Below are 17317 nucleotides of genomic sequence, written 5' to 3' on the forward strand. Positions count from 1 at the left end.
GGCCGCGTGTCGAACGGTTGGGCAACGACAGCGGACCCCCATCCCTCGCCAGTACACGCTTTCGGACGTATCGGATTAAACCTGTTGGCCGCATTAGTAATACTGATCGCTTACCAGTATCAGAAATATCGCCAGGCGACAACGACCTAAGACAGGTCACTCAAAGCAACTGGTCATTCTGTGCGAGTAACAGTGCCGAAACAGTCGAGTCGTTCGCCGGCTGGGCGCGAGCACGCTCGAGGGCGTCACTCACTGGCACAGTCCACACCTCGAGAAACTCGTTACTGTCGTGCTCTTGCTCGCCGAGTTCGAGTCCCTCAGCGTAGACGACGGCCCGATCATGGCGCAACAGCCCGGTGGCGACGGCGTACTCTTGAAGCAACGCCGTACTCGAGGGACGAAAGCCAGTCTCTTCCTCGAGTTCGCGCGCTGCTGCCTGCGTGTAGGACTCACCTTCTTCGACAACTCCCGCAGGTAACTCGAGGTGTGTTTCACGGATCGGTGGCCGAAACTGCTCGACGAACAGGAGGTGGTCTTCATCGGGGTCGACAGGGTCGGCGCGCCCCGTTCCGCCATCTGAGCCTGTCTTGACCGTTGCAACCTGGTCGCTCTCGAGGCGGGCAACGACGACCACAGCAGGCGGTAACGACGCCCAGTAGTAGCGCTTTTCAGAGCCATCAGGCTGCTCGTAGCGATCGTAGCCGCCGTCGTACCAAGAGGTCTCATACTCCGTGACTTCCTCGAGAAGCGCCCAGTCGTCTGGAAGAGCCATAGTAGTGTCATGGACTCGAGTCGATAATACGTGGCGGTCGCGGCGACAGCCACTGCTGGTTAGCCGTGCGCTATGAGCGGAGATTATGCGACGAGGTCGCGATAGATGCGGCCAAACGCCTGTCGACGCAGGGTGGCAACGGCAGCGTCTTCTTCGTTCTGAAAGGTCGCTGCAACAGCAGTCCCGTCCGGACCAGCATGCCAAACGACGTTATCGACGTTTTCGTGACCGGCTTCAACAACCTCGCCCTCGTAGTCCGCATGCCACTGGTCGTACTCCGCACAAGTGCCGACATGCACCTCGAGTAAGCTCGCAAAGAGTGCGTCACGAGCGGTTTCGACGACATCACCCGTGACGCGGCTGGTGTACTCCTCGCGGTCGAACTCCATCGCACGGGCGACTTCGCGGACGACAGTCTGAGCCGGCGCGCCGACGGTCTCATAGCGCTGTCGTGCATCCTCGGCCGAGGCTGGGGTGAACATTCCCACGGTGTGCATGGCTGGACGCACACCCGGCGAGCAGTTACGCGTTTTCGTTTGCGTCGCCGTCTGTGTCCCCATCGTCGGACTGCATCTGTCGCGTGAGTTCGTGGGCCTCCTGCAGAACGCTCTCCGCTTCGGCCGTCAACGAGCCGCGTCCCGGCTGTTGACTCTGTTGTGCCAGTCCCTCCTCGAGCCCGCCGGGTCGACCATGATCGTGACCGTGGCCATGGTCGTCGAACTCCGGTGTCTCGATTTCGTCAGCATGCTGGCTGACGATCTCGCCGAGTTCCTCGGGTGTGCACTCGCCCCATGACGGTGCATGCTCCTCGAGCCACTCTCGGTGGTTGTCGCGGCCTAACGAGGCAGTGACGGCAAGGTGATTCGCGAGGTGTTTCGCGTCCGCCTGTTCGGCAGCACAGACCGGGCAGGCATATCCCATACCAGACCAACGTCTCGCGTCGGTAAAAACGCACTCACTCGAGTTTGTGGAGCATGATGATGGCATCCTCGCCATCCTCGTAATAACCGGGCACGCGTCGCAGTGGCTCGAAGCCAAACGAGCGATAGAGCCGTTTGGCTCCCTCGTTCGATCGGCGAACCTCGAGTTTGATAGTCTCAGCCCCGCGTGCGGCGAGGACGGCAATCGAGTGACGCAACAGTGCGGAACCGACGCCGCTCCCGCGGCGGTCAGGGTGGACAGCGATGTCTTTGACGTGTCCGAGTGTTCGCCCGTAGGTCACCGAGCTGTCGGAAACGATGTAGCCAAGGACACTAGCGTCTGAATCGGCCGGCGTCGCGACGAGAAAACCGGGTTCGCCGAGAAAGCGCTCAAACGCGTCGTAGGGCCAGGGCTGTGCGAACGAGGCGTCCTCAATTCGGACGACCGCGAGCAAGTCAGCCCGTTCTGCCGGACGGATAACGGGCCCAACACGCTCGTCACCGCCATTGTTCGTCCGATCACTCGGACGCGAAGTAGTCACAGTAGGGAGTTAGCGTTCAGGCATTAAAAACGATGGGCAGCCAGCGCAGTGGGCGATCAGTCACCTCGCTTGCCGCTGGAGTACCCACCGATTCGAGCGAGCGTTACTCCGCCGGAATCGCGCTGATTTCGAACTCCTCAGTCAGTTCTTTGAGTTCCTCGAGAGCGTCCTGTTCCTCGCGAAGGTTCTCCTCAAGGAGGTCTGCAGCGTCGTCCATCCCGAGTTGGTCTGCCAGCGGGATCAGGTTGCCATAGGCAGCGATTTCGTAGTGTTCGGTCTTTTCGGCGGCCGCCATGTTGTGATAGTCCATCACCTCCTGGGCAGGATCCATCGATTCGAACTCCTCGTACTCCTCGATCAGTCCCTTGATTCCCTCACACTCTTCTTTCTCCGGTGGTTCACCGACCATCTCGAAGACCTCCTCGAGTCGCTCGATCTGATGTTCGGTCTCCGTGCGGTGTTCGGCGAACGCGCTCGCAATTTCCTCGTGTTCCGTGTTGTGCTCGAGATCCTCGAGCGCATCGAGCAGTTCGTGTTCAGCGTGGTAGATGTCTTCGAGACCGTGCTCAAACAGGTCGTGGATAGTGTCCATGCTCATGGTTGCTCCAAGACAGTCGTTCACCAGTGAGGCGAAAAAGTCGCCAGCCTGCGACGGCAGGTGTCAGTCCTCTCACCAAGAGATCGGGCGCGGTACGCACTCTGTGACCAGAATTGTCTCTTTCAGCCGAAACAGGACTCTCGTGAAACTGCGGCTATGCAGACTCATCGGTCATAGACTCAACGTGGTCTGCATGCGCCTCGAGGTCCGCTGCCAGCGTCCGTGCTTGTGACGGCGTCAACTCGAGTTCGACCAGATGCTGTGGAAAATGGGTCTCGTTTACGTTGTCCAGTTCAGTCTGCAGTCGAACGCAGTCGGGATTTGTTCGGTCCGTCGTCGCGTTGACGACGGCGATAGAGTCCCAGTCGAACGATTCTCCAGTCGCACTCGCAGTCACGTAATCAAGCGTCGTGCTGGCGGTGACCGAAATAAATCGGTTTGACATACTCGAGATGGACAACCCGAAGTCGTATATACGAACGGATGGCACGCAATTCTGATGCAACCACAACTGTCTGTGGTCGCACCGACAGCACACGGAGCTGCCTCTGGCCCCGAAAGGCACACTCGAGTTGTGAAATAAACACTTTCAGCGTGCCATCTACCGGAGAATATTGCCCCATATACTGCTGCCAGCTCGAGGAGAGACGTTCACCGAAGCGTGAAAATCCCACCAAAACACACGTGAGATGGCGAGAGAGGACTGAAACAAGCGCACAGCGATCCGCTCGCTCGAGAAACTCTCGACGTTCAGGCCACCAGAGACTGGATTGCTATTCGTCGACGCCAAAGCGCAGGCTCACGGCAACGGGACACAGTGGCCTCGAGCGTACCGACAACAGCAGGGACACTGGCTGGCTGTCGACAACCATCTCGTCAATTGCGTCTGTCTATCCGGAGTGACGGGGTGCGCTGTTCATAAATCTCGAGACACGCGTCTCACAGCCTAATTGCTGTCAGTGGGCCAGAGCACTCACAGTACACGACAGTAGTCAATTTCTCGGCGAATCGAACGGACCGAGATAGAGGCATATCTATCCGTTATGGCAGAGCCAGGGTATTGTTTGCAGGCGAGGAGATGGTTAAGAAGCTAGCGTTCGTATGGATTTTCATGACTGACGCGGCTGAACGGAACGCGGAACGACCACTGGAAGACGAGGAATCGGAACGCGATGATGCCCATCTCGAGGATATCGAGGAGGGGGCAGGCTGCACGGAGATCTGGGAGCACCTCTCGGAAAAGCGTGCGGAGAACCGCTAAGCCGCCACGCATCTTGCCCGAAGTGACAGTAGGGAACGGATTGACGCTCCGTTTCCAGAGCGAGGTTTTTAACATCCACACACGTAACCACACCTATGGCTGATAATCGGTCCGGAGACCGTTCCCGCAAGAGCGACGGGACGGGGCCGGCTACATCTCGCGATCGCTCAATACCAACGGACCGAGAGTCTCCTGTCGGGGCGCCGGTTATCCGAGGCGATGAATCGGTTGCTGGGAGCCGTGCTCGCGAAGCCGTCCAGTTCGATCCTGACGACCCGGAGAGTCTCGCAGCGGCCGCTGACACTGTTCGTGATTTTGCGGGTGGCAAAACCGGTGACGATCACTTGTTTATGCTCCGCGGTGCAGCCGCCTGTGCAGCGCTCGTCCGTGGCGAGGGCTCCTACAAAGCTGCCGCGGAACGGGCTGGCGACGACGCGACCGTCTCGTTTATCCGCAAATGGGCACGCGTACACGACTTACCACGCTCCGTCCGAAAACAGGTCGCAATCGGCAAGATCGCGCCGACCGCTGCCAAGCACATTGCCCGCGTCGCCGGTGAAGCCCGACTCCTGCTCGCCTGGGCGGCAATCGACGGTGACCTGACCGTTCGCGAGGTACGCAGCGTCGCCAGCGCCGTCAACGACGGCACGCCAATCGAAGCGGCCCTCATCGACCACGGCGTCGTCCTCGGCGAGTTTACCGTGCGACTCTCCCCGGCGACGTACCGCGATCTGCGCCAACAGGCTTCGATCGAGGATATCGAACCCGGATCGATCGTCACAGACGCCCTCGAGACGCATTTCGAGGAGTAAGTCACACACTCACAGCGGGCGTGACGAAAGAAAACGTTTAACCACTTCTCACCAAAAGTAGCACGTGAGGGCCGGTAGCTCAGTCTGGCAGAGCGTCTGGCTTTTAACCAGACGGTCGCGTGTTCAAATCGCGCCCGGCCCGCTTTTGCGACGAACACACGTGAGGAGTAAAGCGGCCACCGCGATTTGAACTAGACGAGTCGCAGCCCGTGAGCGAGCGCAGCGAGCGAACTGGAACGTCTCTGCGTAGTTCATAATCGCGCCCGGCCCACCTTAGCACCGAATAGGTCTGCAAGAACCACTGCCGCCAGAACCATTGGTGCCGCTCGCTACGGTCTCACTCGAGCACACCGATATTTCACCATCTCTCGAGCAAAAAATTCAATAGAGCGTGCTGGTGATCTTACGAAGTGATTGCGTAAATGTATTCAGTACTCGCGACGGCGACACATCATCCCGAAGAGCTGAACCCGTACTCCGGGCTGTGGAACGCCCGGTCGTTCGAGGCGTTCTGCAAGCGGGATGTCGGCTTCAACGTCGTCTCACCGCGACCGTTCGCACCACCGGTCGGGCCGTACTCCAACTATCGCAAGATTCCACGTGTGGAGTCGTTCGACGGCTACGACGTCCATCGACCGCGATTCTTCTATGGCATCCCGAAGCGCCTGTTCTACGGGACTTCGGGAAACTCGTTTGCGAAACGCGTGCCGGCCTACGCCGAGCAGACGTTCGGCGTCCCCGACGTAATCCATGCCTGCCACATCTACATCGACGGCTACGGCTTCCTCGAGTACTCGCGCGACCACGATATTCCGCTGTTCGTCGTCGCCCATGGCTCGATTCTCAACGAGTACGACGAGTTCACCAGCGGCGTGCAAGCGAAGATTCGCGAGACGATCAGTCACGCTGAGCAGGTTCTCTGTGTGAGCCACGCACTCGAGGAGCGAGCCACGGAGATCGTCCCTAAAGCCGAGACGACGCTCTTTCCGATTGGGGCGGACCCGGAGAACTTCCCGACGACGCGAGCAGAGTCGTTGCGTCGCGAAAACGGTATTCCGACCGACGAGCCGTTCGTCCTCTTCTGTGGCCTGTTTATCGAGCGCAAAGGCCTCGAAGAGATCATGGACGTACTCCCAACACTCGAGGACGAAACAGCGCATTTCGCGTTTGTCGGCCATCAAGGCGAGTTGCGGAATGACCTCGAGGAGACAGTCGCCGATGCCGGACTCGAGGATCGCGTCGAGATCCATCAGGGACTGTCGACCGACGCGCTCAGGGAGTACTTCGCGATGGCGGATCTGTTGTTACTCCCGAGCCATGCGGAGGGGCGACCAACGGTCATCTACGAGGCGATGGCTGCAGAGACCGCCGTTCTGTCGACGACAGTCGGTGGCATCCCCGAGCAAGTCGTCGACGGCGAAACGGGCACGCTCATCCCGCCACGCGACGTCGATGCGCTTCGGGACGCACTCATAGAACTCCTCGCAGACAGAGACCGACTACGTGAATTGGGTGAACACGGCAGGCAGCGACTGCAAACAGAGGGCTGGACCTGGGCGGCTCACGCCGAACGAATGGAACGACTCCACCGCGCCGCACTCGAGGACGGATAGATGCACCCACTCGTCGTGACTGCGCGTCGACCCTGGGAGGTAATTGAGCCACTCGAAGCTGTCGGGGCCTCGTTTTCGACGGTTCGAGTTGATCCGTCTGCTAGTGTCGGTCATCGGTTCGTCGATACATACCGGCGGGTCCATCAGGCGATTGCAACGGCATCTGCCGATATCGTCGTGATCGACGTGTACGATGTTCCCGGTCTGGCCGCCTGGGCCGCCGCGAAGCGTGCCGGAACGTCGATTCTCGTCAGGCTTGTCGGCGACAAAATCGGCGATGTCGTTGACGATCAGGTTGCGAGTAACCGAACTGTCGGGTCAATTGCGGGGCAAATGAGTCACCGAGTAACAAACGTGATGAACAGACGAATCATCTCGGCTGCGACGGGCGCAATCATGGTTTCCAGCGAACTCAAGACCCGCTACTGCGAGCGTGGCCTCTTCGGCGCCCATGAGGTCGCTGTTGTTCCCGTTCCGTTCCGGCCGGACGCGTTCACGGCGACGCCAGCAAACGCATCGGACGGCGAACTAATCCTCTCGGTCACGAATCTTGCGTTCAAGCGCAAGTTCGACGGTATTTGTGATGCACTCGAGGGCATCCAAACCGTTCTCGAGCGCCGCCAGTCGGCCCGATACGTCATCGCAGGCGGCGGGCGGTTTGAAGCGCCGCTCCGACAGTACGTCGAGCGACACTGTGATCCTGCGCTCCGCGAGCGCATTACCGTCGCCGGATTTGTTGATGATATTGCCAGTCTCTACGCCAACGCAGACGTGCTCGTTTACATCTCGTATCTCGATGGCTACCCGAACGTCGTCCTCGAGGCACAGGGCTGTGGACTCCCAGTCGTCGCGAACGACGCTCTTGGCATGCGCGATCAGATTACTGACGGCGAAACCGGGCGGTTGATCGATCCTACAGCTGATGGCCAGCTCACACACGCAGTGATCGAACTGCTCGAGGATGAACACACACGAGAGCAACTCGGTACAAACGCCAGAGAACGCGTCGAACGGGAGAATGCTCGATCAGTTATTGGAGCACAACTTCAAGACGCATTCACGAAACTTTCCTCGGAGTGACAGCGTGCTGGGACCAGAGATATGCCCGAGGAACGACGCGCTCGAATGCCGGTGTTCGAAAAATGAACAACGTCTTAGGGACTTATTATAATATCCATATATGGATCAACTATCTGTACTTGTTCGAACATACAAGGGAGATGATCCGGATGCACTTGCTGCCTCGATTCAGAGTTTGCTCGAGCAGACGCGCCTCCCAGACGAAATCGTCGTCGTCGAAGATGGGCCGTTGACAGCGACACTCGAAGAGACCCTGACAACGCTCGAACGCGACACAGCGGTCCCGATCAAACGCGTCCGGCACGCGGACAACCAGGGCAATGGTGCGGCCTGTCGCACTGGCATCAAAGCCGCCAGTTACGAGCTCGTTGCGATTCAAGATGCCGATGATCTGGCGGTTCCACGGCGACTCGAGTGGTCACTCGAGTTGCTACGTGCGACGGGCGCAGATCTGGTTGGCGGCTGTATCGAGGAGTTTGAGACCGACCCCGACCGACCACACAGCCGGCGGAGTGTCCCCTGTGATCCAGCAGCAATCGTCCAGACGGCAAAACTTCGAAATCCGATTAACCACACGACGGTGTTGGCCCGTCGCCAGCCGATTCTTGAAGTCGGCAACTACCGACAGCTACGGCTTGGCGAAGACTACGAACTGTGGGCACGATTGCTGGCTGCGGGGTACACAGCCGTCAACAGCCCACGCGTGCTGGCGAAAGTCAGAGCAGGGCCACAGATGTATCGGCGGCGTGGCGGCCTCGAGCACGTCTACGGTGAGTTCGACCTGCAGCGGCGGTTGGCGTCAACAGGATTCGTCTCACGGCCACGGGCAGCAGCCAACTTCGTCGTTCGGTCGGCACCGAAACTAGCACCGAACGCCGTCCGAGGAAAGATCATCACGACGCTGTTGCGCGACCCACAGCCGAACTAATTAACGCGTAGGAAAACTAGTATCTGACTGGCGTGGTTTCTGCCATTCGTCTCGAGTGTTTGTTGAGCGAGTGTAAGACGATCGAGGTGAAACACGCGAAGATTCCGGCCAGCGTGAAAAAGATCGAGACGAGTGCGAGTCCCAGCGGGAACGTGCCGCTGTCGATGTAGTTTGCGATTGTCAGATACGCAAAGCCAATGCCGCAGGCAGCACTCAACAGGCCGGGAATCCCGAGACTCGAGATCGGACGTTCTTCTTCGACTGTTCGGAGGATGTTCGTGACGAGGTGGATGCCGTGTGAAATCGGGTTCTGGCTGCTGGCGTTGTCGACGTCATACGAGACAGTTGTTCCGACTTCGTCTATGGTAAACGATTGGTGGTGTGCGTGATGGAGGATGTCCGTACTTGCCCCCATCTCGTCACCAATGGTGTTGTCGGTAGCGAGCGACTCGATTGCAGTGCGGTCGTACGCTCGAAAGCCGCTCTGGGTATCGCCGACCCACCCACTTGGGCGGACAATTCCCAGCCCAAGGTTCGTGAGTGTGTTAACGACGAACAGGCCCGCGCGCCGGTACAGCGGAAACGTCGTCTCCGATTCCGGCTCGAACCGACTGCCGATGACCAGTTCGGCTTCGCACTCGCACTGCGTCTCAACGAGTGTCTGAATATCAGCGGGATCGTGTTGGCCATCGCCGTCTAAGATGACGAGATGGTCCGCATGCGCGCGTTCTGCTTCGCGAAAGATCGTCTTCAGCGAGCCGCCGTAGCCGCTGTTTTGCTCGTGCTCGAGGACGGTTGCACCGGCCTCGCGAGCGATGTCGGCGGTCTCGTCGGTACTGCCGTCGTCGACGACGAGAACCTCGTCTGCGTGCTCGAGTGCGCCGGTGACAACGTCGTCAATCGATGTGGCTTCATTGTACGCCGGTATTGCAGCTAGGATCTGAGGTGTTGCCTCGACGGCTGGCGTCGTGGCCGCCTCAACCATGTATCGATCGGTGTCTATGGCGTGGCGATAGCTCTGATTGTAATCGATCGGGCACCCGGGATCGCGGTGGGCGATTAGACCGGGGAAGCCGGCGGCACGCGCTTCGGTCGTCAGTTGATCCCAGGGGTCAACACGCTGTGGTTGACTCTCAGTTGGTTCTACCGTTCGAACGTCGAGTTCGGTGGCAAGTTGGTAACCAGATACTGCGTCGTCGACAGCAGTCACGATTACGTCGAACCCGTGTCGTTTGGCCTGTAACACGGCTGTCGGGATTGATTCGCTGTTTGCTGGCGTCGCAACAACGCCCACGGCAGGGACGTCTGTCGACACCGTTCGCTGCTTGCGTGCTTGCTCGTCGTGTATTGTTTTCGACATCCTCTCGTTCCAGCACCCAGTATCTATATAATATTATTTAGACGTCTAATAAAATTATCTACTTTGGGCAACGGTTACTGGGAGAATGAATCGCCACTGGTGAAAAGAAACGACTCGCTCAGCGAACCAAAGCAGGGACCCTAATTCACAATTATACAGCACCTCAATAGAGCATATAATTTGAAAAATCAATGTGGAAAAGCGTAAGACAAATCCAGCCAAACCTGTGAGTATCTGCAGTTGAGTGAAGACGGATGACACGACGACCCGAGATGCCCACTGGAGACATGTTCGCCTCGAGAGTGACAAAGCTCTGTCTCGTCGCAACCGCTCTCTGGCTCAGTTATGTTGCGTTGCTCCCCCCGGCACCAAGCTACGAAATCTCGCTGCTCGAGGTCGTCCACCCGGCCGCTCGTGCCGTCTTCATCGTAGTGCTTCTCACCAGCGCACTCGTGGTCGTTCAGGCAGCAATAACAGAGGTCCGATCGAGATTCTGGCTTGCTAGTGCTGGCTGCAGTATCGCTGCTTACGTCGGCTACTTCGCGTTACCGCTTGCCCGCGAATATGTCGTCTACGGGCGGTTCAGCTACGACGTGCTCGTCCACCTCGGACTCATCGATGACATTCTCGAGACAGGGGCGTTGTCGGATCTACTGTACCCAGCGACGCATCTCCTGAGCGTTGCAGCTACGTTTTTGGCAGGGATGCAGCCGGAATCGACCGTTGCGCTACTTGGATTCTGGTTCAAAGTGATACTGATCGGCGGACTTGTCCTGCTCGTGCGCTCACAGTCCGGTGAACAGTCGCTTGCGCTGTTAACGTTCGTCGCCGCGTTGCCGATTTTCTTTACGAGCAACCGCTTTTCGCTTGCCCCCTGGCTGTTCGGGCTGACGTTGCTTCCATTTGTCGTGTACGTCGTCCACCGATTTGCGAGCGACAATGTCCAACGCACAGCGTACCCCTTCAGCGTGCTCGCCGTTGGCCTAATCCTGTACCATCCGATTTCAGCGTTCTATGCGTTTACCGCAGCAGCCGTGCTCCTGGTGATCATCGGACTCACAGATCGGTCGACCACTCGAACCACTCGAGCCACACTGCCCGATCTTCGGGGCGTTGGCCTCGTCTGTAGCGGATTCGCTGGGCTGCTAGGTTGGCACGTTCATCACGAAACCGTCGATGGGAACGTTCGCTCGTCGATACTATCGCTGTTAACAATGGAAGCTGGTGGCGGTACCGAGACTGCAACCAGAGCCACAGAGGTGAACTACACGCTCGAGCAACTCCTGTTTACGTTCGTTATTCCGAACTGGGGTGTGCTCATGTTGTATTTCGGGCTCGCCGGCCTCGCGACGCTTGCCATCGGCTATCGACTGCTGCGTCGCCAAGCCACACTGTTCGAGAATCACGTCGCCGTCCAGACTATCTTCGGTGGCATCCTCGCGATTGCGTTTCTGGGCATCCAGTTGTACGGCAGCAGCATTATCCGGGCCGCACAATACCTGATTCTGTTTGCCATTCCGGCCGTCGCGATCGGCTGTTGGTACCTCTCCGAGATGCGCCATCGGCGGGTGATTGCAAGCATCGTGCTCGTGATAGTTCTCGCCTCAATAGGCGGAGCAATCGTCTATTCGACATCAACTGCTTACTCCGAGAATACGCACCTGACGGCTGCGAGCTCGACGGGGTACAGCTGGCACCTCGAGACGAAAGATCGGTCGGAACCGACGTACACTGACATGAGCCGAGATGTCTTTGCCTACTACGAGTACGGCTACGACGAGGCTGACGAGTTGATCCGCTCTGACGAGTACGTCACTGCAACTCCACACCTCTCGCCGCATCTGGGCTATCACGAAACGCCAACAGTTCGGTCGTGGCTACCAACGGATGGCTACGTCGTCATCCGAACGGAAGATCTGGTCTGGCACGAAGCCGAACCCGAGTGGCGCCACGATGACCTCGTGCGAATTACTGGGGAAGACTACGACACATTGGCTCAGGACCGTACTGCGAATCGAATCTACTCGAACGGTGAGGTTCGAATCTGGCAGACAAGACACTGATGATCCGAAAACTATACCGTCTCTACGCCGACCCGACCGGCGCACGATACTACCTCCGACGCAAAGGCGCTGAAATCGCACTGTTGGTTCGCCGATGGCGAGTGTTTACCGCACTGTTGCTCGCAACCAAAGTCGTGACCGGGTACGACTACTTCGAGCGCTATGTCGACCGAAAGCTACGTACCCGAGACGATTCCGCTGTCGTTGAACTCGAGGATGGGACCCTCACGCTTGACCTATCTGACCGCGGCATCTCACGGGACCTCTACCTGTTTCGAACCCGCGAAGCGCACACGACGGCGATCTACCGTCGTGAACTCGAGCGCGTTGAACACGCTCACGACGGATCGATGTGTATCCTCGATATTGGCGCGAACATTGGCTACTTCGCACTCACCGAGTTAGCCACGACCAGTGCGGACACATCAGTGTTGGCGTTCGAACCCGACGAGGAGACGATCCAGTTACTCGAAGAGAACATTGCAGACAACGGGTATCAGGACCGGGTGACGCTCGAGTGCGCAGCGGTTGGTCCCGAACACACAACTGCGACGCTCGAGCAGGCAACCCACTCGAATCTCAATCAGATTCAGACCGATACGATCGACCGACACCATGCGACGGTCGAATCGACGACGACAGTCTCGATGTGGTCACTCGATAGCTACCTCGAGGCGAACGACCTCGATCCCGAATCGATTGGCGTCATCCGGATGGACGTCGAAGGCTATGAAGTCGAGATTTTCGAGGGGATGGAGACAGTGTTAGCAGCCGAGACACCCCTGTTGGTCTTTCTGGAGATGCACCCCCATCTACTCGCAGACGAGCAAACAACCGATCTGCTCGAGCAGTTCGCGGCTGCTGGGTTCGAAATCGTCTCCGTCTCAATCGAAGGGAGTATTTCGATTCTGGGATACGACGAGCGCCAGGACGTGACGTACGACGATCTCAACGAGATTGAACACGGTTATCGATTGTTTTTGCGCCGGTAGGTGACTCACCGCGATTCCACGAGGATGCGTGTCTCATCGAGCAGGTCCCAGAGTCGCTCGATGCGTTCGAGTCGTTCCTCGAGTTTCCCAGTATAACAGGTAATTGAACGAGTAGCCCAATCGAGCGCGATGCGATGGATGTAGCCGAGTGGGAGCAATCGATAGATCGTCTCGAGAGAGAGCCCAACGGCATCACCGTATTCCTGCATAACGTCCGCAGTGATCCGGGCGTACTCGGTGTCGCGACAGAACAGTGTCTCAACAGCGGCTTCGACACTGCCGAAACAGGCTGTTCCGACGTGTATTGGGAACAGTCCAGCATCGACGAGTGGAGAGCCCTCTGGAGTGCCGTATTCCCAGTCAGTTACGGTTATACCCTCTGTTCCATCGAGTCCGTTCTGGACGTAGATGTTCTCAGGATGGAGATCACCGTGAACCGGTGTCGAAAACGTCTGAATTGGGTGTGAAATAGCCCACGCAGGTGGCGACAGATCGAGTGATGGAATCGTCAGCGCACGCTCGAGTTCTGCCGGACGAACGAGTCGGTGTTCGTCGCCAAAGGCGACCTGAAAGTCGCGTACCCACTCGACCCCTGTCGAGAGAACTCGTCGAAACGCCTCGGGGGTACACTCAAGTGTTGCAGAGAGCGCTGTGCCATCGAGTGGGCGTTCTGTTCGAACCGGCCCGACTCGTGTTTCGGTAAGGTGGCCCTCAGGAAGCGTCTCAGCAATCGGCGATCCCGTTTCCGTTTCACGCAATGACTCGAGAAGTCGTGTTTCGCGGCGGATAATCGGCGTGTGAGCCGACTTGTTCGGAATTTTCGAGACACCACAGATCGTGTCATCGTCGTACTCGAGGACGACTGACCGGGTTCGACCGGAGACGAGTAATGGCGATGAAAACGACAGCGCCGAACTCGGTGACGGAGTCGGCCCGCGGCTGGCAACGAGACAGTAGCTCGGATACAACGGCTCGAGCAGTCCAGTTTGGGCTAAATGCGCCCCAGCATGAGTTCCAAGCGTGGCTCTGAGGTTATCGCCAGACTCAGCGCCGAGCATCGACACGAGTGACCGGGCGGTGTCCGTCGCCGTCGCGTCCAAGACGAATCGAACGTTCTGTGCGGTCGGGAATAGCGCTAGGACGTTGACGGCGTCGAATCCACACGATTGGAGCACGGACCGGTAACCGGCGGCCGTTGCACGGCCGACCGATGGCCGCTGACTGTCTCTCTGTGTTTGCTCAAGGCCGAGGCGTTCAGGAAGGCCGAGGTGCCGTGTGATGCCATCAGCCAGTACGACGAGTGACCCGTTTGTCGTCAGGAACTGCTCGAGAGAGTGAAGGTGGGCGGTGACGGTTCGATAGGAACAGCCGGTCAGATCGGCAACGATCGTGTCGAACTGCGACCTCGCAACAGGAAGCGTCTCAACCGATGCGTGGATGGGGGTAATGGACGCCTCGTCGTCGATATCCTCGCGTGCCGCAAGGACGCGAAGTTTCGATCGATCAGGGTCGACAGCGTAGACGTCATCGACGAGGTCAGCGAGGACCGCCGACCGGCGACCGTATCCCGCGTTCACCTCGAGACAGCGCCCACGAAGGTGCGCCGATACGAGCAAGCGCCAATCGTCCCGACGAACGTCGAACAACTCTGAGCGCAGCGATGCCAGGTGTTCCTCGTCCGTACTGACGGCCTGAACGGCGTCACGAATCGATTGCTGTTCCGTTATCGCAGCAAGTTGCCGTCGCTGAGACGGTGTTGGCCGCACATCGTCAGTACTCGAGTGAGACGGTTCGTCTGACTGGTCTGTCAACGGAGCAGTGGCAAGTGGTTCTACCTGTATCAATTCACAGTCACATGTCGAACTGGACGCTGAACCGATCACCGTTTTTTCGCAGTGTCGACACTGATGAGATCCTAATGGTATCATGGTATCAAGCGAGGAGGTGGGACCGAACCGCCTGCAGGTCGAGTAATCCGGTAAGGACGGCCGAGAGTGCCCAGACGAAGACACCGACAGCGATGACTGAAATAAGCGTCAGCCAGCCCTGAATAGCGCCTGCGATAGTTGCAACAGCGACGGACATCACGAGCGTTACAAAGACGATCCCGACGCTGTGACGGAGGATGTACAGCACTCGGAGGTTGAACTCCTGATTAATGATATAGAGATTTGCGAGCGTGTACAGTGAATGCGTGATGACCGTCGCAACGGCCGCGCCAATAACGCCATACTGCGGGATCAACAGGATGTTCAACCCGACGTTACAAACCGAGGTGACTCCTTTTGCCACCGCGCGCGCTCGTGCCCGACCGAGGTAATCGAGGCCGTTACTGGTGATGTTTGTAATCGCTAGCAACACCGCATACAGTGCAAACACCTGCAACACCGGAACGGCCTCGAGATAGTCCGCCCCAAAGACCAGTTCGACGAACGGTTCAGCCACCAACACGAGGCCGGCCGCTGCGGGGACGTAGACGAGCAATCCGTTCGTGAGTGCTGCCTCGTAGATCCGTGCTGCCGTCTCTGTATTCCCCTGTTCTTTCTGGACCTCGTAGGTCGGCGCGAGTGTAAAGCCAAGCGAGGCCATCGGTGCTTCAACGGACTCGATCACCTGTTTTGCAACCGTATAAAAACCAACCGCAGCGGGCGTGAGAAAGAACCCGATCAGGATCGTATCGACCTGTTTATCGAGGACGTTTGCCGTACTCGTCGCGGTGATCGGAATCGAGTATTCTCCGATTCGACGACGAAGACCCGCCTCACGGGGCGCTCGAGGTGACGAACGATAGTAGCGCCAGTAGATGATGACGCCACCAAGGGCTGCAGCGAGTCCCAGACTCAATGCATAGCCAAGGAGCGCGCCAAGCGCCTCGTAGCCGAGGACAACCAGTGCAATGACGAACAGCAGTTTCGAACTCGCGTCGACGATTTTGACGAGGGCTGCCGTTTTAATGTCTTCAAAGCCCTGCAGAACCTTTCGAACGAACGTCTTCAGCGTCCCACAGAGAACGAACAGGACACCGACGAGCAACAGCGGCTCGAGGTCGGGTTCACCGGCGAGGGAAGCGATTTCGGCGGCGAACATGAATAGGCCGAGACAGGTGAGTGCAATCGTGGCGAGATTGGCAAGTAAGCCAAACTCGAGGATGTGTCGGAGTTGCCCGCGATCGCTCGTGTTGTACTTCGCGACGTATCGGCCGGTCGACTTGCCGAGGCCAAGTTTGCTGACCATCTTTGCAGCCCCGAGAATCGAGAGTGCGAAAAAGAGCAAGCCGTAGCCGTCGGGTTCGAGCAGGCGCGCGAGGATGACGGTGAGGATCATCCCGGAACAGATCGCGGCGATTCGGCTGATGAGTTCGATCTTGAACCGGTTGCCGAGTTCTGTCTGGAGGCTCATGAAGTGAGGTTAGTGGAAATTGACTCGAGCGAAGGCGTTCATCGACGGTGTTCGAGGAGGTCAGTGAGGTCGGGATGCTCGAGGTGATCCCGGTCGACTGCATCGAGCGAGTCGGGGTCGGCCGTCTCGGCAAGTCTGTTGCGAAGGCGTTGCCACTCGAGGTGGCGTATTCCGATTCGAACGGTGATCTCGTCAATCTCGAGCAGTTTTGACAGTGCAAGACGGTGATTCCCGTCGTTGAAGTGAAGCAGTTCGCCGTCGCGCCCGATGCTGATGACGGGGTCTCGAAGCGGGAACTTGTCGTGGCCGCGGGCGACGAGTTCACGCTGTGAGACGTAGCCCTGGTGACGCATCGTCTCGTAGAGGCGGTCGACGTGGTCGCACTGTTCGCGCAGTTCGTCCCGTGAGCCACAGCCCCACTTTCGACCACCGGAATCGATCACCTCGAGTGCGTTCTGGTACCAGGGGGTGTCACGCCAGTCGTCGCCCTGTTCGTAGACGGCGGCGATCGACCGGTAGAAGATCCGGTCGGTGATACGGACGCGGTTGTGATCCCACGCGCCGTTGCTCACCAGTCCCCTGTATCGGTGGCGGTCGATGCTGGTGTTCTCGTCGGAGGCAAAGCGATAGGTGATCGCAGACGGTGAGACGGTAAGACGCTTGGACGGGTCGGCGTCGGTGTAGCGCTCCGGTGCCCGACGGTGTCTGTGTTGCTGATAGCGGTTTCGAAGACCATGCCAGCGGTCCCACGTTCCGAGCGCGAGACGGGGAGAGATACCGAGCAAGACGTGGTTGTACGTCGTTCGGTGAACGCCCTTTGTGATGAGGCTCCAGGTCCCTTCCTCGCGTCTGACTGCGGCCGCAGTTGTGAGTGGTTCGATCATCGACTCACCCGTGTCTCCGTTGCTGTCTCGCGACGTTGTGCATATGCTCTCCAGTAACCACGGACGACCCCACGAACGCCGACACTAGCCGTG

General features: G+C 58.4%; 17 protein-coding genes and 1 tRNA gene. 8 read left to right on the forward strand and 10 right to left on the reverse strand.

The features are described 5' to 3' along the window. Positions 1-160 precede the first annotated feature (160 nt). The 6 genes from G6M89_RS15030 to G6M89_RS15055 all read right to left on the reverse strand — a co-directional run bounded on the left by G6M89_RS15030 (position 161) and on the right by G6M89_RS15055 (position 3277). Positions 161-772, reverse strand: coding sequence for an NUDIX hydrolase (locus G6M89_RS15030; RefSeq protein WP_165162633.1), 612 nt, complete (start codon positions 770-772; stop codon positions 161-163). 83 nt (positions 773-855) lie between these two features. Continuing rightward, positions 856-1269, reverse strand: a complete 414-nt coding sequence (locus tag G6M89_RS15035) for a DUF5809 family protein (protein WP_165162634.1) — start codon at positions 1267-1269, stop codon at positions 856-858. A gap of 25 nt (positions 1270-1294) precedes the next feature. Beyond that, positions 1295-1693 carry a DUF5810 domain-containing protein gene (locus tag G6M89_RS15040; protein ID WP_165162635.1) on the reverse strand — a complete coding sequence of 133 codons (399 nt, stop codon included), beginning with the start codon at positions 1691-1693 and terminating at the stop codon, positions 1295-1297. Positions 1694-1727: 34 nt separating this feature from the next. Further along, complete coding sequence (gene rimI / locus G6M89_RS15045; RefSeq protein ID WP_165162636.1) at positions 1728-2234, reverse strand: ribosomal protein S18-alanine N-acetyltransferase; 507 nt, start codon at positions 2232-2234, stop codon at positions 1728-1730. A gap of 103 nt (positions 2235-2337) precedes the next feature. After that, a complete protein-coding gene (locus G6M89_RS15050) occupies positions 2338-2832 on the reverse strand; it encodes a DUF892 family protein (RefSeq protein ID WP_165162637.1) in 495 nt (164 codons plus the stop codon). Positions 2833-2986: 154 nt separating this feature from the next. Beyond that, a complete protein-coding gene (locus G6M89_RS15055) occupies positions 2987-3277 on the reverse strand; it encodes a DUF6360 family protein (protein ID WP_165162638.1) in 291 nt (96 codons plus the stop codon). Positions 3278-3943: 666 nt separating this feature from the next. On the opposite strand from G6M89_RS15055, the gene G6M89_RS15060 reads away from it, so the two are divergent. From G6M89_RS15060 to G6M89_RS15085, 6 genes are all read left to right on the forward strand, one after another. Continuing rightward, a complete protein-coding gene (locus G6M89_RS15060; RefSeq protein WP_165162640.1) occupies positions 3944-4093 on the forward strand; it encodes a hypothetical protein in 150 nt (49 codons plus the stop codon). A gap of 95 nt (positions 4094-4188) precedes the next feature. Then, positions 4189-4905: a hypothetical protein gene (locus G6M89_RS15065; RefSeq protein ID WP_165162641.1), complete on the forward strand. Its 717-nt coding sequence runs from the start codon at positions 4189-4191 to the stop codon at positions 4903-4905. Between the two features lie 68 nt (positions 4906-4973). Further along, positions 4974-5047, forward strand: a tRNA-Lys gene (locus tag G6M89_RS15070). Between the two features lie 280 nt (positions 5048-5327). Further along, positions 5328-6518, forward strand: a complete 1191-nt coding sequence (locus G6M89_RS15075) for a glycosyltransferase family 4 protein (protein ID WP_165162642.1) — start codon at positions 5328-5330, stop codon at positions 6516-6518. Then, positions 6519-7598, forward strand: coding sequence for a glycosyltransferase (locus tag G6M89_RS15080; protein WP_165162643.1), 1080 nt, complete (start codon positions 6519-6521; stop codon positions 7596-7598). Between the two features lie 100 nt (positions 7599-7698). Next, positions 7699-8526 carry a glycosyltransferase gene (locus tag G6M89_RS15085; RefSeq protein WP_165162644.1) on the forward strand — a complete coding sequence of 276 codons (828 nt, stop codon included), beginning with the start codon at positions 7699-7701 and terminating at the stop codon, positions 8524-8526. A 16-nt stretch (positions 8527-8542) separates the two neighbouring features. Here the strand turns inward: G6M89_RS15085 and G6M89_RS15090 are convergent, their stop codons facing one another. Next, on the reverse strand, positions 8543-9886 hold the full coding sequence (locus G6M89_RS15090; protein WP_165162645.1) for a glycosyltransferase family 2 protein: 1344 nt from the start codon (positions 9884-9886) through the stop codon (positions 8543-8545). 272 nt (positions 9887-10158) lie between these two features. Between G6M89_RS15090 and G6M89_RS15095 the strand changes: the two genes are divergently transcribed. Both G6M89_RS15095 and G6M89_RS15100 read left to right on the forward strand, forming a co-directional pair. Continuing rightward, on the forward strand, positions 10159-11949 hold the full coding sequence (locus G6M89_RS15095) for a hypothetical protein (protein WP_165162646.1): 1791 nt from the start codon (positions 10159-10161) through the stop codon (positions 11947-11949). Continuing rightward, positions 11949-12941 carry an FkbM family methyltransferase gene (locus G6M89_RS15100; protein ID WP_165162647.1) on the forward strand — a complete coding sequence of 331 codons (993 nt, stop codon included), beginning with the start codon at positions 11949-11951 and terminating at the stop codon, positions 12939-12941. The genes G6M89_RS15095 and G6M89_RS15100 overlap by 1 nt, the downstream gene beginning before the upstream one ends. A gap of 5 nt (positions 12942-12946) precedes the next feature. On the opposite strand, the gene G6M89_RS15105 is transcribed toward G6M89_RS15100, so the two are convergent. From G6M89_RS15105 to G6M89_RS15115, 3 genes are all read right to left on the reverse strand, one after another. Next, entirely contained in the window at positions 12947-14752 is a 1806-nt protein-coding gene (locus tag G6M89_RS15105; RefSeq protein WP_165162648.1) for a methyltransferase domain-containing protein, read from the reverse strand. Positions 14753-14873: 121 nt separating this feature from the next. Next, on the reverse strand, positions 14874-16340 hold the full coding sequence (locus tag G6M89_RS15110; RefSeq protein ID WP_165162650.1) for a flippase: 1467 nt from the start codon (positions 16338-16340) through the stop codon (positions 14874-14876). A 38-nt stretch (positions 16341-16378) separates the two neighbouring features. Beyond that, a complete protein-coding gene (locus tag G6M89_RS15115) occupies positions 16379-17224 on the reverse strand; it encodes a hypothetical protein (protein ID WP_165162651.1) in 846 nt (281 codons plus the stop codon). Between the last annotated feature and the right edge of the window lie 93 nt (positions 17225-17317).

Source organism: Natronolimnobius sp. AArcel1 (assembly GCF_011043775.1).
Lineage (GTDB): Archaea > Halobacteriota > Halobacteria > Halobacteriales > Natrialbaceae > Natronolimnobius.

What these genes read in the sequence shown, in the direction of transcription:
- G6M89_RS15030 (WP_165162633.1), bottom strand. Translation starts at nt 772, where the DNA reads ATGGCTCTTCCAGACGACTGGGCGCTTCTCGAGGAAGTCACGGAGTAT.
- G6M89_RS15035 (WP_165162634.1), bottom strand. Translation starts at nt 1,269, where the DNA reads ATGCACACCGTGGGAATGTTCACCCCAGCCTCGGCCGAGGATGCACGA.
- G6M89_RS15040 (WP_165162635.1), bottom strand. Translation starts at nt 1,693, where the DNA reads ATGGGATATGCCTGCCCGGTCTGTGCTGCCGAACAGGCGGACGCGAAA.
- G6M89_RS15050 (WP_165162637.1), bottom strand. Translation starts at nt 2,832, where the DNA reads ATGAGCATGGACACTATCCACGACCTGTTTGAGCACGGTCTCGAAGAC.
- G6M89_RS15055 (WP_165162638.1), bottom strand. Translation starts at nt 3,277, where the DNA reads ATGTCAAACCGATTTATTTCGGTCACCGCCAGCACGACGCTTGATTAC.
- G6M89_RS15060 (WP_165162640.1), top strand. Translation starts at nt 3,944, where the DNA reads ATGACTGACGCGGCTGAACGGAACGCGGAACGACCACTGGAAGACGAG.
- G6M89_RS15065 (WP_165162641.1), top strand. Translation starts at nt 4,189, where the DNA reads ATGGCTGATAATCGGTCCGGAGACCGTTCCCGCAAGAGCGACGGGACG.
- G6M89_RS15075 (WP_165162642.1), top strand. Translation starts at nt 5,328, where the DNA reads ATGTATTCAGTACTCGCGACGGCGACACATCATCCCGAAGAGCTGAAC.
- G6M89_RS15080 (WP_165162643.1), top strand. Translation starts at nt 6,519, where the DNA reads ATGCACCCACTCGTCGTGACTGCGCGTCGACCCTGGGAGGTAATTGAG.
- G6M89_RS15085 (WP_165162644.1), top strand. Translation starts at nt 7,699, where the DNA reads ATGGATCAACTATCTGTACTTGTTCGAACATACAAGGGAGATGATCCG.
- G6M89_RS15090 (WP_165162645.1), bottom strand. Translation starts at nt 9,886, where the DNA reads ATGTCGAAAACAATACACGACGAGCAAGCACGCAAGCAGCGAACGGTG.
- G6M89_RS15095 (WP_165162646.1), top strand. Translation starts at nt 10,159, where the DNA reads ATGCCCACTGGAGACATGTTCGCCTCGAGAGTGACAAAGCTCTGTCTC.
- G6M89_RS15100 (WP_165162647.1), top strand. Translation starts at nt 11,949, where the DNA reads ATGATCCGAAAACTATACCGTCTCTACGCCGACCCGACCGGCGCACGA.
- G6M89_RS15110 (WP_165162650.1), bottom strand. Translation starts at nt 16,340, where the DNA reads ATGAGCCTCCAGACAGAACTCGGCAACCGGTTCAAGATCGAACTCATC.
- G6M89_RS15115 (WP_165162651.1), bottom strand. Translation starts at nt 17,224, where the DNA reads ATGATCGAACCACTCACAACTGCGGCCGCAGTCAGACGCGAGGAAGGG.